This is a genomic window from Nocardioides faecalis, from assembly GCF_018388425.1.
Lineage (GTDB): Bacteria > Actinomycetota > Actinomycetes > Propionibacteriales > Nocardioidaceae > Nocardioides > Nocardioides faecalis.
In genome coordinates this window covers 1,619,241-1,635,383 of sequence record NZ_CP074406.1, presented here as the reverse complement: position 1 = coordinate 1,635,383, position 16,143 = coordinate 1,619,241, and the positions used below count along the sequence as shown (strand labels likewise).

The window sequence follows — 16,143 nt, the reverse complement described above, 5'->3', positions numbered from 1 at the left end:
ATGCCGAGCACGACGGCACGGCTCGACGCTCGGTCGACCGCTCGACACGGGCTCGACATCCGGGCGAGGCAGCGCCTAGGACCGGCGAGGCACTCGCGCGCACCACCACTCGAGCACGTCCTCGCCGGCCCCGTAGGCGCGCGTCATCGCCGCGCCGGTCGCCCGCAGGTGCCGGGCCCGCTCCCCGGCGCTGCCGGCGTGCTGGGCGTCGCGGGCGTGGCCGGCCGCGACCTCCCAGGCAGCCTGGTCGGCGGGCAACGGCAGCGCCGCGAGCTGGCGGGCGCTGACCTTCACCGAGCCCGGCGCCAGCCCGGTGCCCAGGTAGCGCGCGGCGGCGTGCGCGACGAGCGGCGGCGCGAGGGTCAGGGCGAGCAGCCGCCACAGGTCGTCCGCGGTGTGCGGCACCACGCTGACCACCGGCACCGACGGCAGCCAGGCGCCGGCCTCGTCGGCGATGGCCTCGATGACCCGGCCCTGCCCGGCCACCAGCAGCTTGGGCACCAGCCGCGCCTGCGCCCACCCGGCGAGCGCCCCGCCGGCGCGCAGCGCGGCGAGGTCGACCGACGGGGCGTCGTACGACGTGCGCGCGAAGCGGGTGGGCACCTGGCCCCAGCGCGACTCGGCGGGGTCGATGAGGCCGGTGGTGACCAGCGGGGTGCCGTGCGGGTCGTCGCGAACGAAGGGGACGAGGCCGTAGTACTGGTCGCGGAAGTCGGCGGTGCAGGTCGCCAGGTCCCCCAGGGTGGCGAGGGGTCCGGTCGCGGTGGCGAGGGTGACCTGCGGGATGCCGAAGGCCGGTGCGGCGAGGGTGCCCCAGTCGTCGGCGTCGACGTGCCGGGCTCCCGGGCCGGCCTCGCCCACGCGGACCACGGGCACGCAGGTCAGCACCCCGGTGCCCTCGAAGACCGGCGTCGGGGAGCACCAGAAGTCGACGAGGCCGCCGCGCTCGGCGACCGCGGCGCGCACGGGTCCGGCGTCGCGGGTGGCGAGCACGGACAGCGGTTGCACGAGGGCGACCACACCGCCGTCGCGGACCAGGTCCAGGCAGCGGTGCAGGAAGACCGCGCTGGTGTCGGTGTAGGCGCCCAGGCCGCGGCGGTGGCTCTCCGCCTGTCCCCCGGTACGACGCCGCAGCTGGCCCAGGAACGGCGGGTTGCCGACCACGGCGTCGAACCGCTCGCCGCTCCAGGCGAGGAGGCCGTCGGCGACGACGACGCGGCGCTCGATCTCGGTGGCGGGCAGGTCGGGCTCCAGCTCCTGCAGCCGGGCGCGGGCCAGGCGCACCGCCTCCGGGTCCAGGTCGGAGCCGTGCACCGCGCGCACGCCGAGGCGCCTGGCCGCGGCGACGAGGAAGTGGCCGGTGCCGCAGGCCGGGTCGAGGACCCGCACCCGCTCCCCGGGCTGCTCCGGCAGGGCGCGGTCCAGCACCCACGCCACGAGCGTCTCGGGGGTGTAGAACGCACCGCTGCGGCGGCGCTGCTCGGCCAGCTCCGCACCGAGGCGGCGCTCGTAGGCGAGAGCGTCGCCCTCCGCGCTGGTCGGCTCCTGCCCGGACGCGAGATCGACACGGGCTTTCGGCACGGTGCGAGGCTAGGGCATTCCACCACCGCCTGTTATAGTCATCATGACTACAACATCGAGGAGCCGACATGGACCGCACGGGACTGCTCACCGACCGCTACGAGCTCACCATGCTGGACTCGTTCGTCCGCGACGGCAGCGCCGCGCGCCCGGCCGTGTTCGAGGCGTTCGCCCGCCGCCTGCCCGAGGGCCGGCGTTACGGCATGCTCGCCGGCCAGGGCCGGCTGCTGGCGGCCATCGAGTCGTTCACGTTCTCCGCCGAGGAGATCGACTGGCTGCTCGCCGAGGGCGTGATCGGCACCGAGACCGCGGCGTGGCTGGCGACGTTCCGGTTCTCCGGCGACATCGACGGCTACCGCGAGGGCGACCTGTACTTCCCCGGCAGCCCGGTCTTCACCGTGCGCGGCACCCTCGGCGAGTGCGTGGTGCTGGAGACGCTCGTGCTGAGCATCCTCAACCACGACACCGCCATCGCCAGCGCCGCGGCCCGGATGGTCGACGCCGCACAGGGCCGCCCGATCATCGAGATGGGCGGGCGTCGTACCCACGAGCAGGCGGCGGTCGCCACGGCGCGCGCCGCCTACGTCGCCGGGTTCGCCACCTCGAGCAACCTCGCCGCCGGCCGCCTGTTCGGGGTCCCGACCGCGGGCACGGCCGCGCACGCCTTCACGTTGGCCCACGCCAGCGAGGCCGACGCCTTCCGCAGCCAGGTCGAGGCGCTCGGTGTGGGCACCACCCTGCTCGTCGACACCTACGACATCGCCGAGGGCATCCGGACCGCGATCGAGGTCGCCGGCACCGACCTCGGCGCGATCCGGATCGACTCGGGCGACCTGGCCGAGGAGGCCTACAAGGCGCGGGCGCTGCTCGACTCCCTCGGCGCGCACGGGACCCGGATCGTGGTGACCAGCGACCTCGACGAGTACGTGATCGCCGCGCTGGCCGACGCCCCGATCGACGGCTACGGCGTGGGCACCCGCGTCGCCACCGGCTCGGGGCACCCCACCGCGAGCATGGTCTACAAGCTGGTGGCTATCGCCGACGACGTCGGCGCACCGCTGCGACCGGTGGCGAAGAAGTCCAAGGACAAGGCCTCCACCGGCGGGCGCAAGCACCCCTGGCGCACGTACGACGACGGGCAGCTGGTGGCCGAGTTCTTCACCCGCAGCGACGAACCCTCCCCTGTGGGCGCCGTACCGGCCCAGGTGCCGCTGGTGCGCGAGGGCCGCACCGTGCACGACCCCAGCCTCACCGAGGTCCGCGCCTTCGCCGCCGCCGCGCTGGCCGCCCTGCCGCGCGAGGCGCGCAGCGTCGCCGCCGGCGCCGCCTACCTGACGACCACCGAGAGACAGGACACCGTCATGACCGCTCCGCAGACCCCGAACCCCGCATCCGGCACCGAGGTCGGCGCCGAGACCGCCACCGAGACCGGGACGCCACCCACCCCGAGCAAGGCGCTCCTCGTCGTCGACGTGCAGAACGACTTCGTCGAGGGCGGCTCGCTCGGCGTGGAGGGCGGTCGCGACGTCGCCCGCCGGATCAGCGAGCACCTGGCCGCGCACGCCGACGAGTACGCCGTCATCGCCGCCTCGCGCGACTGGCACCTCGGCGAGGGCACCAACGGCGGGCACTTCCACGCCCCCGGCGAGGAGCCCGACTTCGTGCAGACCTGGCCGGTGCACTGCGTGCAGGGCCACGAGGGCTCGGAGTACGCACCCGAGCTGGTCACCGACGCGGTCACCCACCACGTCGTGAAGGGGATGGGTGAGCCGGCGTACTCGGCCTTCGAGGGCGTCACCGAGGACGGGGCGCGGCTCCTCGACGTGCTGAGCGAGGCCGGCGTGCGCGAGGTGGAGGTCGCCGGCATCGCCACCGACTACTGCGTGCGGGCCACCGCGCTGGACGCCGCCCGCGCCGGGCTGTTCGTCCGGCTGCTGCCCGGCCTGCACGCCGGCGTGGCCAAGGAGTCGTCGGAGGCCGCACTGGCCGAGCTGGCGCAGGCCGGCGTGGACGTGGCGGAGGTGGAGGCATGAGCGAGCACCCTCCGTTCGCGGTCGCCGTCGACCTGGCGATCTTCACCATCCGCGACGGCGCGCTGTCGGTGCTGCTCGTGGAGCGCGGGGAGGAGCCGTTCGCCGGGTCCTGGGCGCTGCCCGGCGGCTTCGTGGAGCCCGACGAGGACGCCGAGCAGGCGGCCTGGCGCGAGCTGCGCGAGGAGACCGGGGTGGCGCAGTTCGACGGCCACCTCGAGCAGCTGCGCACCTACTCCGCCCCCGACCGCGACCCCCGGATGCGGGTGGTGTCGGTGGCGCACGTGGCGCTCGCGCCCGACCTGCCCGAGCCGCAGGCCGGCACCGACGCCGCCGACGCCCGCTGGTGGGTGGTCGACGACCTGCTCGACGCCGCCGCCGACGCACCGGAGCTGGCGTTCGACCACCACCAGATCCTGCTCGACGCCCGGGAGCGGGTGCGGGCGAAGCTGGAGTACACGACCCTGGCCACCGAGTTCGTCTCCGAGCCGTTCACGCTGCCCGAGCTGCGCCGCGTCTACGCCGCCGTCTGGGGCGCTCCCCCGGACCTCGGCAATTTCCGCCGCAAGGTCCTCGGCACCGCCGGGTTCGTCATCCCCACCAACGCCCGCGGCGAGGCCACCGAGGCCGGCGGCCGCCGCGCGTTGCTCTACCGGCGCGGTCCGGCGAAGCTCGTGCAGCCGCCGATGGTGCGCGGCTGAGGGCTCGAGCGGCCTTGTAACTACGAGTTATGGCTACTGCCCGGGTGCTCTACCACCCTGGTAGTAGCCATAACTCGTAGTTACAAGGCCGGTTGCCACGCACGCCCGGTCACGGCCCGGCCACGCCGGGATAACGGTTGGTCGTCGGTCGGCGGCGCGCCCTAACCTCGCCCGCATGGCACAGCACGGACCAGGGCCGACCTGGCGGACGTCGTACGACGCACAGGTGGCCCTGTGATCTCGATGCGCTCCTTCTGGGCGTCCCTGCCCACCGAGGGCCGGTGGCTGTTGTCCACCGTCGCGATGCAGACGCTGGGCCGCGGGCTGACCCTGCCGTTCACGCTGATCTACCTGCACGAGGTCCGTGGCTTCGACCTCGGCCTGTCCGGAAGCCTGATGGCCCTGATCGCGGTCACGGGCCTGCTGGTGACGGCACCGGCGGGGATCCTCACCGACCGGTACGGCGCCCGTGTGGTGCTGCTGGCGGGCATCTCGTGCGCGATCGTCGGGCACTCGGTGCTGGCGGTGGCGACAACCCCGGGGGCGGCGGCGTTCGCCCTGGTGCTGATCGGTTTGAACTTCGGGATCTCCTGGCCGGCGTTCAACGCCCTCATCGCGGCGGTGGTCACCGGCGAGGTCCGCCAGCAGTACTTCGGGGTCAACTTCGCCCTGGTCAACCTGGGCATCGGTGTCGGCGGGGTCGTCGGCGGACTCGTCGTCGACGTGGACCGCCCGGCGACGTTCACCGGCATCTACCTCGCCGACGCGGTCTCCCAGCTGATCCCGATGGCGCTGCTGCTGTTCCCGCTGCGCCACGTGCACGGCCGGGCGCAGCACGCCGACGGTGCCGGGCCCGCGCCGCGGGAGGGCTACCTGCACATCCTGCGCCGGCGCGAGGTGCGCTGGCTGACCGCGCTGACGTTCGTGGTCACCTTCGTCGGCTACGGCCAGCTCGAGGCCGGGGTGCCCGGCTTCTCCCGGCAGGCCGCGGAGGTCTCGACCGGTGCGATCGGCGCGGCGTTCGCGGTGAACACCGCGGTGATCGTGCTGCTGCAGTTCACCGTGCTCTCCCGGATCCGCGGCCGACGGCGCACCCGGGTGATGCTGGTGATGTCCGCGACCTGGGTGCTGGCCTGGCTGCTGCTCGGCGCCGCCGGCCTGGTCGACAGCAGCGCGTTCGCGGTGGCCGGGCTGCTCGGGTTCATGCTGGTCTTCGGCATCGGCGAGACGATGATGCAGCCCACCGTGCCGGCGATGAACAACGACCTCGCCGCCGACCACACCCGCGGTCGGTACAACGCGATCAACGCCGCCGCCTTCCAGGGCGGCGCGATCGCGGGCCCGATCGTCGCGGGGTTCCTGCTCCAGCACCACCTCGCCGCCGGGTACGTCGCCCTGATGGTCCTCGGCTGCGCGGTGATCGCCGCGACCGCGCTCGTGCTGGAGCGGCTCGTGAGCCCGGCGGTCAACGGCGTGCTGGACCCCGAGCCCGTCCCCCGCTGACCCCGCGCACCCGTCTCCTCATCGGGCTCCTCACCCGGCGGGGCTGTCGGCACCGTGCGCAAAGATGGTGAGGTGTCCACCTCCGAGGGGTCCCGCACCCCGGCCGACGACCCGCTGGGCGCGTTCAGCGAGCCGACGCGGGCCTGGTTCCGGGCCGCGTTCGCCGAGCCGACGGCGGCCCAGGCCGGCGCGTGGGAGGCGATCGGCAAGGGACGCAACACCCTCGTGGTGGCGCCCACCGGGTCCGGCAAGACGCTGAGCGCGTTCCTGGCCGGCATCGACCGGCTGCTGAGCACACCGCCGCCCGAGGACCGGCTGCGCCGGACCCGGGTGCTGTACATCTCGCCGCTCAAGGCGCTCGCCGTCGACGTGGAGCGCAACCTGCGGGCGCCGCTGATCGGGATCCGGCAGACCGCGGCCCGCCTCGGCATCCCCGAGCCGCCCGAGGTCACCGTGGGCACCCGCTCCGGCGACACCGCACCGGCGGAGCGCCGGAGGCTGGCCACCCGGCCGCCGGACGTGCTGATCACCACCCCCGAGTCGCTGTTCCTGATCCTGACCAGCCAGGCCCGCGAGACCCTGCGCGGGGTGGAGACGGTCATCCTCGACGAGGTGCACGCGGTGGCCGGCACGAAGCGGGGTGCGCACCTCGCGCTCAGCCTGGAGCGCCTCGACGACCTGCTCCCCCGCCCCGCGCAGCGGATCGGCCTGTCGGCCACCGTGCGGCCCACCGAGGAGGTGGCCCGGTTCCTCGGCGGCGCGGCGCCCGTCGAGATCGTCGCGCCGCCCGCGCACAAGGAGTGGGAGCTGCGCGTGGAGGTCCCGGTCGAGGACATGACCGCGCTCGCCACCCGCGACGGCGACGAGCCTGCGGACCCCACCGCGCCGCCGCAGCGGGCCAGCATCTGGCCGCACGTCGAGCAGCGGGTCGCCGAGCTGATCCGCGAGCACCGCTCCACCATCGTGTTCACCAACGGCCGCCGCACTGCCGAGCGGCTCACCGCACGCCTCAACGAGATCGCCGCGGAGACCAGCGCCGACGACGTCGCACCGCCCGCGCAGGTGATGGCGCAGTCGGGTGCCGCAGCCGGGGCGCCGGCGCTGCTGGCCCGCACGCACCACGGCTCGGTGTCCAAGGAGCAGCGTGCCCAGGTCGAGGACGACCTCAAGGCCGGCCGGCTGCCCGCGGTGGTGGCCACCAGCAGCCTGGAGCTCGGCATCGACATGGGGGCGGTGGACCTGGTGCTGCAGATCGCCTCCCCGCCCAGCGTGGCCAGCGCGCTGCAGCGAGTCGGCCGCGCCGGCCACCAGGTCGGCGAGACCTCACGCGGCGTCTTCTTCCCCCAGCACCGCGGCGACCTGGCCCCGGCCGCCGTCACGGTGGCGCGGATGCGCACCGGCGGCATCGAGGCGCTGCGGATCCCGGCCAACCCGCTCGACGTGCTCGCCCAGCACGTGGTGGCCGCGACCGCCGTGCAGGAGTGGGACGTCGACGAGCTCTTCGCACTCGTACGACGCAGCGCGCCGTACACCGGCCTGCCCCGCTCCGCCTACGACGCCGTCCTGGACCTGCTGGCGGGCCGCTACCCCTCGGACGAGTTCGCCGAGCTGCGCCCGCGGATCACCTGGGACCGGCTGACCGGGCGGATCAGTGGCCGACCCGGTGCCCAGCGCCTCGCCGTCACCAGCGGCGGCACCATCCCCGACCGCGGCCTGTACGGCGTGTTCCTCGCCGGTGAGGGCACCGGTCGCCGGGTCGGCGAGCTCGACGAGGAGATGGTCTACGAGTCCCGGGTCGGCGACGTGTTCGCCCTGGGCGCCACCAGCTGGCGCATCGAGGACATCACCCACGACCGGGTGATCGTCACCCCCGCGCCCGGCGTCCCGGGCCGGCTGCCGTTCTGGAAGGGCGACACCGCTGGCCGCCCGCCGGAGCTCGGCGCCGCGATCGGTGCGTTCACCCGCGAGCTGGCGGCCCAGCCGGACGCCGAGGCGATCCGCGCCGCCCGTGAGGTCGGGCTGGACGACAACGCGGCCGGCAACCTGGTCACCTACCTGCGCGAGCAGGTGGAGGCCACCCAGGCGGTGCCCAGCGACACCACCGTGCTCGTGGAGCGCTTCCGCGACGAGCTGGGCGACTGGCGCCTGGCGGTGCACTCGCCGTACGGCACCGCGGTGCACGCGCCCTGGGCGCTGGCCATCAACGCCCGGCTGCGCGAGCGGTTCGGGATCGAGGGCCAGGCGCTGGCCTCCGACGACGGCATCGTGATCACCATCCCCGACACCGACGCGGAGCCGCCCGGCGCCGACCTCGTCGTGTTCGAGCCCGACGAGATCGCCGACCTGGTCACCCGCGAGGTCGGCGGCTCGGCGCTCTTCGCCGCCCGCTTCCGTGAGTGCGCCGCCCGGGCGCTGCTGCTGCCGCGGCGCGACCCCGGCCGGCGCTCCCCGCTGTGGCAGCAGCGTCAGCGGGCCGCGGCGCTGCTGGAGGTGGCCTCGCGCTACCCGTCGTTCCCGATCGTGCTGGAGACGGTGCGCGAGGTGCTCAACGACGTCTACGACCTGCCCGGCCTGACCGACCTGCTGCGCCGGGTGGAGCGCCGCGAGGTCGCGGTCACCGAGGTGGAGACCGCGCAGCCCTCGCCGTACGCGCGGACGCTGATGTTCGGCTACGTCGCGCAGTTCGTCTACGAGGGCGACTCGCCGTTGGCCGAGCGCCGCGCCGCGGCGCTCACCTTGGACCAGGGCCTGCTCGCCGAGCTGCTGGGCCGCGCCGAGCTGCGCGAGCTGCTCGACCCCGACGTGCTGGTCGAGGTCGAGGCGGAGCTGCAACGCACGCTGCCGGATCGGCGGGTGCGCGACGCCGAGGGCCTGGCCGACCTGCTGCGGCTGCTCGGCCCGCTGACCGTCGAGGAGATCACTGCCCGCGGCCGGGACGACGCCCCGGTCGGTGCGTGGCTGGAGGACCTCGTCGGTGCGCGGCGCGTGGTGGCGGTGCGGATGGGCTTCGGGGACGCCTGGGCGGCGGTGGAGGACGTGGCCCGGCTGCGCGACGGTCTCGGCGTGCCCGTGCCCCCGGGCACCCCGGCGGCGTTCACCGAGCCGGTGGACGACCCGCTGGCCGACCTGGTCGGCCGCTACGCCCGCACCCACGGACCGTTCCTGCCCGAGGAGGTCGCCACCCGGCTCGGGCTGGGCGTCGCGGTGGTGCGCCACACCCTGCAGCGGCTCGAGGCGCAGGGTCGGGTGCTCAGCGGCGAGTTCCGGCCGGTCGGGGCGGGTGAGGAGTGGTGCGACGCCGAGGTGCTGCGCCGGCTGCGCCGCCGCTCCCTGGCCCGGCTGCGACACGAGATCGAGCCGGTCGAGCCGGCCGCGCTGGCCCGGTTCACCGCCGCCTGGCACGGCATCGGCACGACCAGCCGGATGCGCGGCCTGGACGGTGTGCTGCGGGCGGTCGAGCAGCTGGCCGGGGCCGCGGTGCCGGCCAGTGCGCTGGAGCCGCTCGTGCTGGGCGCGCGGGTGCGCGACTACGAGCCCGCCTACCTGGACGAGCTGACCGCGACCGGCGAGGTCGTGTGGGCCGGGCACGGCACGCTGCCCGGATCCGACGGCTGGGTCTCGTTGCACCTGGCCGACCAGGCGCCGCTGACCCTGCCGGTGCCGGGCCCGGTGACCGACCCGCTGCAGCAGCGGGTGCTGGACGTCCTCGCCGGCGGCGGCGCCTGGTTCTTCCGTCAGGTCGCCGACCAGGTGGTCCGTTCGATCCTGGCCGAGCGCGCCCCCGACAACCCCGACGCCCCCGGCAGCACCGACGCCCCCGACGGCACAGGCGGCACAGGCGGCACGGGCGGCACGGGCGGCGCGCCGAGGCCCGAGCTGCCCTCGGACGACGCGTTGGCGGCGGCGCTGTGGGCGCTGGTGTGGAGCGGTCACCTCACCAACGACACGCTGGCCCCGCTGCGGGCGCTGACCCGCTCGGGACGCGCCGCGCACCGCAGCCGCCGTGCCCCGGCCCGTCCGGGCCGTGTCGCGCGCACCGGGCCGCCGACGACCGTGGGCCGGTGGTCGCTGCTGCCGGCGATCGACGCCGACCCGACGCGGCGCGCCCACGCCGCGGCCGAGCAGCTGTTGGAGCGGCACGGGGTGGTGACCCGCGGTGCGGTCGTCAACGAGCGCCTGCCCGGCGGCTTCGCTGCCGTGTACCGGGTGCTCAGCGCCTTCGAGGAGTCCGGGCGTTGCCGGCGCGGCTACTTCGTGGAGGGTCTCGGTGCCGCGCAGTTCGGCACGCCGGGCGCCGTGGACCGGCTGCGCAGCTTCGCGCCCGCCGGCGCCACGACCGACGGGGCCGCGACCGACGGTGCGAAGCACACAGCGATCGCGGTCGCGGCCACCGACCCCGTCAACCCGTACGGCGCCGCCCTGCCCTGGCCCAGCGCCGCCGACGACGGCGTGGACGGGGAGCAGACCGGCGCCGCCGGGCACCGGCCGGGCCGCAAGGCGGGCGCGATCGTGGTGCTCGTGGACGGTGAGCTGGTGCTCTACGTCGAGCGTGGTGGGCGGACCCTGCTCACCTGGAGCGAGGACCCCGAGGTGCTCGCCCCCGCCGCGGAGGCGCTCTCGGCCACCGTGCGGCACGGCGGCCTGGGCCAGCTCACCGTGGAGAAGGCCGACGGCACCGCGCTGCTGGGCAGCGGATCGGCGCTGCGGGACGCGCTGGCCGGGGCCGGGTTCGTGGCCACCCCCCGCGGCCTGCGGATCAGGAGCTGAGCCAGGTGCCCGAGGGCGACGCCGTACGACGCACCGCGGACCGGCTCGACCGGGCGCTGCGCGGCAGCGTGCTGACCGCGACCGACTTCCGGGTGCCGCAGCTGGCCGCCACCGACCTGCGCGGTGCGGAGGTGCTGCGCACCGACACCCACGGCAAGCACCTGCTCACCCGGCTGCGCACGGCGGACGGGCAGGAGCTGACGCTGCACACGCACCTGAAGATGGAGGGCAGCTGGCGCACCGCCCCGGCCGGTGCCCGGGCGCCGGGACCGGCCGCGGATGCCCGCGTGGTGCTGCGCAGCGCGAAGGCGGTCGCCGTGGGCCTGCGCCTGGGCCTGGTCGAGCTCTTCCCCACCGCCGAGGAGCAGGACGTGCTCGGCCACCTCGGCCCCGACCTGCTCGGGGCGTGGAGCGCCGACGACGCGGCGGAGGCGCTGGCCCGGCTCACCGCCGACCCGGACCGGGTGCTCGGCGAGGCGCTGTTGGACCAGCGGGTGGTGGCGGGCATCGGCACCATCTGGCTGGCCGAGTCCTGCTTCGTCGACGGCACCTGCCCGCTGGCGCCGGTCTCCGCGCTGCGGGACCCGGCGCGCTACCTCGCCCGGACCCGCCGGATGCTGCAGGCGGCGTTGCGCGCCGGTCGCCCGGTGACGACCGGGGACCGTCGCAGCCCGGTGTGGGTCTACCGGCGTCAGCGCGACGCGTGCCTGCGCTGCGGCACGATCATCGTCGCGGGCCAGGTGGGCGAGCCGGGCCGGGAGCGGACGACGTACTGGTGCCCGCACTGCCAGCCCCAGGCGCCGGCGGCCTCCGTCGAGGGGGTCCGGGGCGTTTCGTGACGGCGATCTCTCCCACGGCGGGAACGAGACTGCGGTCAAATTTCGTTTACCTGACATGCACCGCCACCACAACGGACTGAAGACCGCAGGTCTGTTCGGCGCGATCTTCGCGCTGCTGCTCGCCGTCGGAGGGCTGATCGCGGGTGCCACCGGCAGCGCCGCGTTCATCTGGATCTTCGCCCTCATCGGCGTCGCCACGACCGCGTACGGCTACTGGAACTCCGACAAGCTCGCCATCAAGGCGATGCGTGCCTACCCGGTCAGCGAGGCCCAGCAGCCGGCGATGTACCGGATCGTGCGCGAGCTGTCGCAGCGCGCGAACCAGCCGATGCCTCGGCTCTACGTCTCCCCCACCCAAGCGCCCAACGCGTTCGCCACCGGCCGCAACCCGCAGAACGCCGCCGTCTGCTGCACCGAGGGGATCCTCGGCCTGCTCGATGAGCGGGAGCTGCGCGGGGTGCTCGGCCACGAGCTGATGCACGTCTACAACCGCGACATCCTCACCGGCTCGGTCGCCGCGGCACTCGCCGGCGTGATCAGCTCGGTGGCGCAGTTCCTGGCGTTCACGTCGATCTTCGGCGGCAACAGCGAGAACCGCCCCAACCCGCTGGTGATGATCGGCACCGCGCTCCTCGCGCCGTTCGCGGCCGGCATCATCCAGATGGCGATCAGCCGCACCCGCGAGTACGACGCCGACGAGGACGGCGCCCGGCTCACCGGTGACCCGCTGGCGCTGGCCTCCGCGCTGGCGAAGCTGGAGCAGGGCACGGCCCGCGCTCCGCTGGCGCCGACCCCGCAGCTGCAGAACGCCAGCCACATGATGATCGCCAACCCGTTCCGCGCCGCGGACGTGCAGCGGATGTTCTCCACGCACCCGCCGATGGGCGACCGCATCGCCCGGCTCCAGGCGATGGCCGGCCGCTGATCAACAGCCGCTGACCAGCCGCTGATCGAGAACCGCTGAGGGCAGCGGGCGCATCCGTCGCCCGCTGCCCTCACTTCTCGGCGGCCAGCGCCCGCTTCAGCTGCCGGTGGAAGCTGCGCTCCCCGAGCACGGAGGTGGTGAGCGCCCGCTGCACCGTCTCCAGCACGACGGTGTCGGAGGCGAGGATGCGCTCGATGATCTGCGGCACGGTCGCCGGTCGCCCGACCCAGAGGAACTCGCCGGTGGCGAACAGCGGGCGCAGGTTGCCGAGGCCGAAGTAGACGAACGAGTCGCCGACGATGGTGGTGCGCCCGCGGACCAGACCGGTGCGCGGCACACTCGTCCAGCGGTGCTCGCCGTACACCGACTTGGTCTCGTCGAACGCCTCGCTGCCCGGCGCCTCCCGGACCTGCGCGCCGGTGGCGACATCGGCGGTCGGGGAGCGCTCCTCGAAGTCGAGCCCGGCGAGCAGCGTGAGGTCGCCGGTCCTGGCCCGGGTGCCCTTGACGAGGGTGAGCCGCGAGGCGAGCCGCGGCGAGAGCCGTTCGGCGAGACGCTCGGCGAGGACCGCGGACCCGACGGTGCTCCAGTGCGTGTCGGTGCGCCAGTAGGGCTGCTCCCCCGCAGCGGCGAGGTCGGCGAGCTCGCGGCGCACGGAGAGGTACCGCGGGTCCTCGAACGTGTCGAGGACCCGGTTCTGCTCGGCGAGCGCCTGGCGCGTGCACTCCGCCGAGGGCAGGAACCGGGGCAGGTGGGCGGCGTCGACCGCGGACTTGTTGGGACCGACGAAGAACACCACGCGCCGCCCGGAGCTCTCGATCAGGCGTGCGGTGCGTGCGAGCCGCTTGAGGCCGGCCCGGAACCGGCCGCGGTCGGCGCAGGCCTTGTCGAACTCCTCGCCGAGATAGAGGACGCCGTCGGAGCCGCGCAGCACCGTGGGGGTCGAGGGTCCCGCTCCGTCACCGGTGGGCCCGCCCCGCACGGTGCGCGGCAGGGTGCGCAGGACGTGGTAGTCCACCCACGCCTGCGCACGCACGGCCTGCTCACGTCCCGGAAGGTGGTCGGAGGCCCACGGCGCCAGCGCGTCGAGCGCCCGCCAGCCGGCCGCGGGGTCGGGGGCCGCGGCCAGCGGCCTGTTCTCGAACGCGGTCGGGCGCACGCCCGAGGCCAGCGCCAGCAGCGGACCGAAGACGAAGAGCAGCGCGACGACTCCGGCCACCGCTCGGTACAACCGCATGAGCACCCCGTCAGAACTGGAAGTAGAGGAAGGGACTGAAACCGCCGGCCACGGCCGCCAGGGCGGCGTACGGCGAGGAGCACAGCGCCACCAGGCGGGCCGTCAGCTGCCGGCGCGGGGAGGTGCCGTCGAGGCCGTCGATGACGCGGCCCATCACGAACGTCCCCGGCAGCAGCACGAGCATCGGCACCACGGCCAGCAGCACCCACTCGTGCGGCGCCGTGCTGGTCAGCAGCTCCGGGGCCAGGCCCAGCGCGGGCAGCGTCAGGCCGTCGGGCACGAGCATCGCGCCCGCCATCTTGGTGAACTCGTCGAGGTCGGCGGCGCGGAAGAGCACCCATCCGAACACCACGAGCACGAAGGTGACGGCCCGGCGCACCACGACGTAGCCCTCCACCTTCGCCAGGCCGGTGGCGCGCTCGAAGATCAGCAGGGCGCCGTGGTAGGCCCCCCACAGCACGAACGTCCAGGCCGCGCCGTGCCACAGGCCGGTCGCCAGGAACACGATGCTGAGGTTGCGGTAGGTCGCGGTCCGCCCGCCCCGGTTCCCGCCGAGCGGGATGTAGAGGTAGTCGCGGAACCAGCGCGACAGCGACATGTGCCAGCGCCGCCAGAAGTCGGTGACCGAGTCCGCGGAGTAGGGGCGCCGGAAGTTCTCGGGCAGCCGCAGGCCGAACATCATGCCCAGGCCGATGGCCATGTCGGAGTAGCCGGAGAAGTCGAAGTAGATCTGGCCGGTGTAGGCCAGCGCGCCCACCCAGGCGGTGGTGAAGGTCGGGTCGCTCGTCGCGAACGCGGTGTCGGCGACGGTGGCGAGGGAGTCGGCGATGACGACCTTCTTGAACAACCCCCAGGCGAACCGCGGGAACCCCTCGACGAAGTCGCCCCACCGGTCGTGGTGCTGGTTGCGCAGCTGGTCGGCGATCTCGTGGTAGCGCACGATCGGTCCGGCGATGAGCTGGGGGAACATCGCGATGTACGTCGCGAACGTGAGCGGGTTGCGCATCGGCGTCCGGGTCCCGCGGTAGACGTCGACGACGTAGGAGAGGTGGTGGAAGGTGAAGAAGCTGATCCCGATCGGCAGCGCCAGCTCGATGACGGGCGAGCCCGAGCCGCCGAGAGCACGGCCGAGCTGGTCGATCGCGACGCTGGCGAAGCCGAGGTACTTCCAGATCGCGAGCACCGCGAGGTCGCCGGCGACGGTGGCGACCAGGATCCCCTTCGGTGACGTCAGCCCTCGGGTGCGGTCAGCGGCGCGCGCCCGGCCGATGGCCAGGCCGGCGGCGTAGTTGACCACCATCATCGTCAGCAGGAGCAGCACGAACTCCTTGCCGCCGACCGCGTAGAACGCGATCGAGAAGACGGCGATGATCGCGTTGCGGAACCGGACCGGAAGGATCCAGTGGGCCAGCAGCACTGCGGGCAGGAAGTACCACAGGAAGAGGGGTGCTGCGAACGACAAGGGGACTCCTCAGCGCCCGCGCCTGTCCCGGGCGGTCAGCACCGTACCGGAGACGTGCGCCGGTGGACGCCGTCGACGCCACATTGCGGACGGGTCGCTCTGCTCACCCAGCGTCCGCCGGGGCGCCCGAGACTGGGCGTCAGGCGGCGGAGGCCACGACCTCGCCGGCGCGCCGCGGAGCGATCGGCGTGGGCACGGGGCCGAGCAGCGCGGCCTCCTCGAGGGCCACCGCGTCGGCGACCTCGCGCAGCACGTCGGACAGCGGCATCTCGAGCGCGTCGCACAGGGAGGACAGCAGCTCCGAGGAGGCTTCCTTCTGGCCGCGCTCGATCTCCGAGATGTAGCCGAGACTGACCCGGGCGGAGCCGGAGACCTCGCGCAGGGTGAGACCGAGCTCGGTGCGCCTGCTGCGCAGGATGTCACCGAGTGAGCGGCGGAAGAGCACCATCTCGATCTCCTCTCGTCGTGCGGTCAGCGGCGAGTCCACCGATGCCTGGGCCCAACGCTACCGGAGCGTCGAATCTTCCGGAGACCGACCGGCCGAGGAGATCATCTCCTGCAGTGCAGACAGGGCGGCCTCGACGCTGGCGCGCTGGATCTCGTCGCGGTCCCCGTCGAGCGCCAGCTCCTCCACCTTCGTGCCCTCCGGCCCTGCGGCGCCGACGAAGACGGTGCCCACCGCCTTGCCCTCCTGGGTGTCGGGACCGGCCACACCGGTGGTGCTGATGCCGTACGTCGTCCCGAGCACCCGCCGCACCCCGTCGGCCATCTGTCGCGCGCACGACTCCGACACGACGCCGTCGGTCTCGGTGGTCTCCTCGGCGACGCCGAGCACCTCCACCTTGACCCGGGTGTGGTAGCTGACCACGCCGCCGGCGAAGACCGCCGAGCTCCCGGGCGCCTGGGTGAGCGCCGCGGCGAGCCGGCCGCCGGTCAACGACTCGGCGGTGCCCACCGTCGCGTCGAGGTCGGTGAGCAGGTCGACGATCTTCTCAGCCTCTGTCTGCACGCCCCGATCCTTGCAACCCCGCTCAAGTCGGGTGGAGCAACGAGCGAAGCACGGGCCGGCGGGGTGGTCGTCCACCCCGCCGGCCCGGT

11 protein-coding genes and 1 pseudogene are annotated in these 16,143 nt (G+C 74.3%); 7 read left to right on the top strand and 5 right to left on the bottom strand.

Annotation, left to right across the window (positions count from 1 at the left end):
* Positions 1 to 75: 75 nt before the first annotated feature.
* Entirely contained in the window at positions 76 to 1,581 is a 1,506-nt protein-coding gene (locus KG111_RS07470; protein ID WP_205291387.1) for an N-6 DNA methylase, read from the bottom strand.
* Positions 1,582 to 1,649: 68 nt separating this feature from the next.
* Here KG111_RS07470 and KG111_RS07465 point away from each other — a divergent pair.
* From KG111_RS07465 to htpX, 7 genes and pseudogenes are all read left to right on the top strand, one after another.
* A pseudogene (locus KG111_RS07465) lies at positions 1,650 to 2,951 on the top strand (nicotinate phosphoribosyltransferase); the annotation flags it as partial.
* The gene (locus KG111_RS07460) at positions 2,943 to 3,614 is read left to right on the top strand and encodes an isochorismatase family protein (protein ID WP_205291569.1); all 672 of its coding nucleotides are present in this window, start codon (positions 2,943 to 2,945) and stop codon (positions 3,612 to 3,614) included. The pseudogene KG111_RS07465 and the gene KG111_RS07460, both read left to right, overlap by 9 nt.
* Positions 3,611 to 4,312: an NUDIX hydrolase gene (locus tag KG111_RS07455; RefSeq protein WP_205291388.1), complete on the top strand. Its 702-nt coding sequence runs from the start codon at positions 3,611 to 3,613 to the stop codon at positions 4,310 to 4,312. Before KG111_RS07460 ends, KG111_RS07455 begins: the two co-directional genes overlap by 4 nt.
* 243 nt (positions 4,313 to 4,555) lie before the next feature.
* The gene (locus KG111_RS07450; RefSeq protein ID WP_240195702.1) at positions 4,556 to 5,815 is read left to right on the top strand and encodes an MFS transporter; all 1,260 of its coding nucleotides are present in this window, start codon (positions 4,556 to 4,558) and stop codon (positions 5,813 to 5,815) included.
* 72 nt (positions 5,816 to 5,887) lie between these two features.
* Entirely contained in the window at positions 5,888 to 10,582 is a 4,695-nt protein-coding gene (locus tag KG111_RS07445; protein ID WP_249666346.1) for an ATP-dependent helicase, read from the top strand.
* 5 nt (positions 10,583 to 10,587) lie between these two features.
* On the top strand, positions 10,588 to 11,421 hold the full coding sequence (locus tag KG111_RS07440; protein WP_205291390.1) for a DNA-formamidopyrimidine glycosylase family protein: 834 nt from the start codon (positions 10,588 to 10,590) through the stop codon (positions 11,419 to 11,421).
* Between the two features lie 55 nt (positions 11,422 to 11,476).
* On the top strand, positions 11,477 to 12,346 hold the full coding sequence (htpX, locus tag KG111_RS07435; RefSeq protein ID WP_205291391.1) for a zinc metalloprotease HtpX: 870 nt from the start codon (positions 11,477 to 11,479) through the stop codon (positions 12,344 to 12,346).
* A 70-nt stretch (positions 12,347 to 12,416) separates the two neighbouring features.
* Here the strand turns inward: htpX and KG111_RS07430 are convergent, their stop codons facing one another.
* The 4 genes from KG111_RS07430 to KG111_RS07415 all read right to left on the bottom strand — a co-directional run bounded on the left by KG111_RS07430 (position 12,417) and on the right by KG111_RS07415 (position 16,054).
* Positions 12,417 to 13,583 carry an alginate O-acetyltransferase AlgX-related protein gene (locus KG111_RS07430; protein WP_205291392.1) on the bottom strand — a complete coding sequence of 389 codons (1,167 nt, stop codon included), beginning with the start codon at positions 13,581 to 13,583 and terminating at the stop codon, positions 12,417 to 12,419.
* 10 nt (positions 13,584 to 13,593) lie between these two features.
* Positions 13,594 to 15,045: an MBOAT family O-acyltransferase gene (locus KG111_RS07425; protein WP_205291393.1), complete on the bottom strand. Its 1,452-nt coding sequence runs from the start codon at positions 15,043 to 15,045 to the stop codon at positions 13,594 to 13,596.
* A 139-nt stretch (positions 15,046 to 15,184) separates the two neighbouring features.
* A complete protein-coding gene (locus tag KG111_RS07420; RefSeq protein ID WP_205291394.1) occupies positions 15,185 to 15,493 on the bottom strand; it encodes a helix-turn-helix domain-containing protein in 309 nt (102 codons plus the stop codon).
* A 57-nt stretch (positions 15,494 to 15,550) separates the two neighbouring features.
* Positions 15,551 to 16,054 (bottom strand): CinA family protein, encoded by a 504-nt coding sequence (locus tag KG111_RS07415; RefSeq protein ID WP_249666345.1) that lies wholly within the window; start codon positions 16,052 to 16,054, stop codon positions 15,551 to 15,553.
* Positions 16,055 to 16,143: the final 89 nt, after the last annotated feature.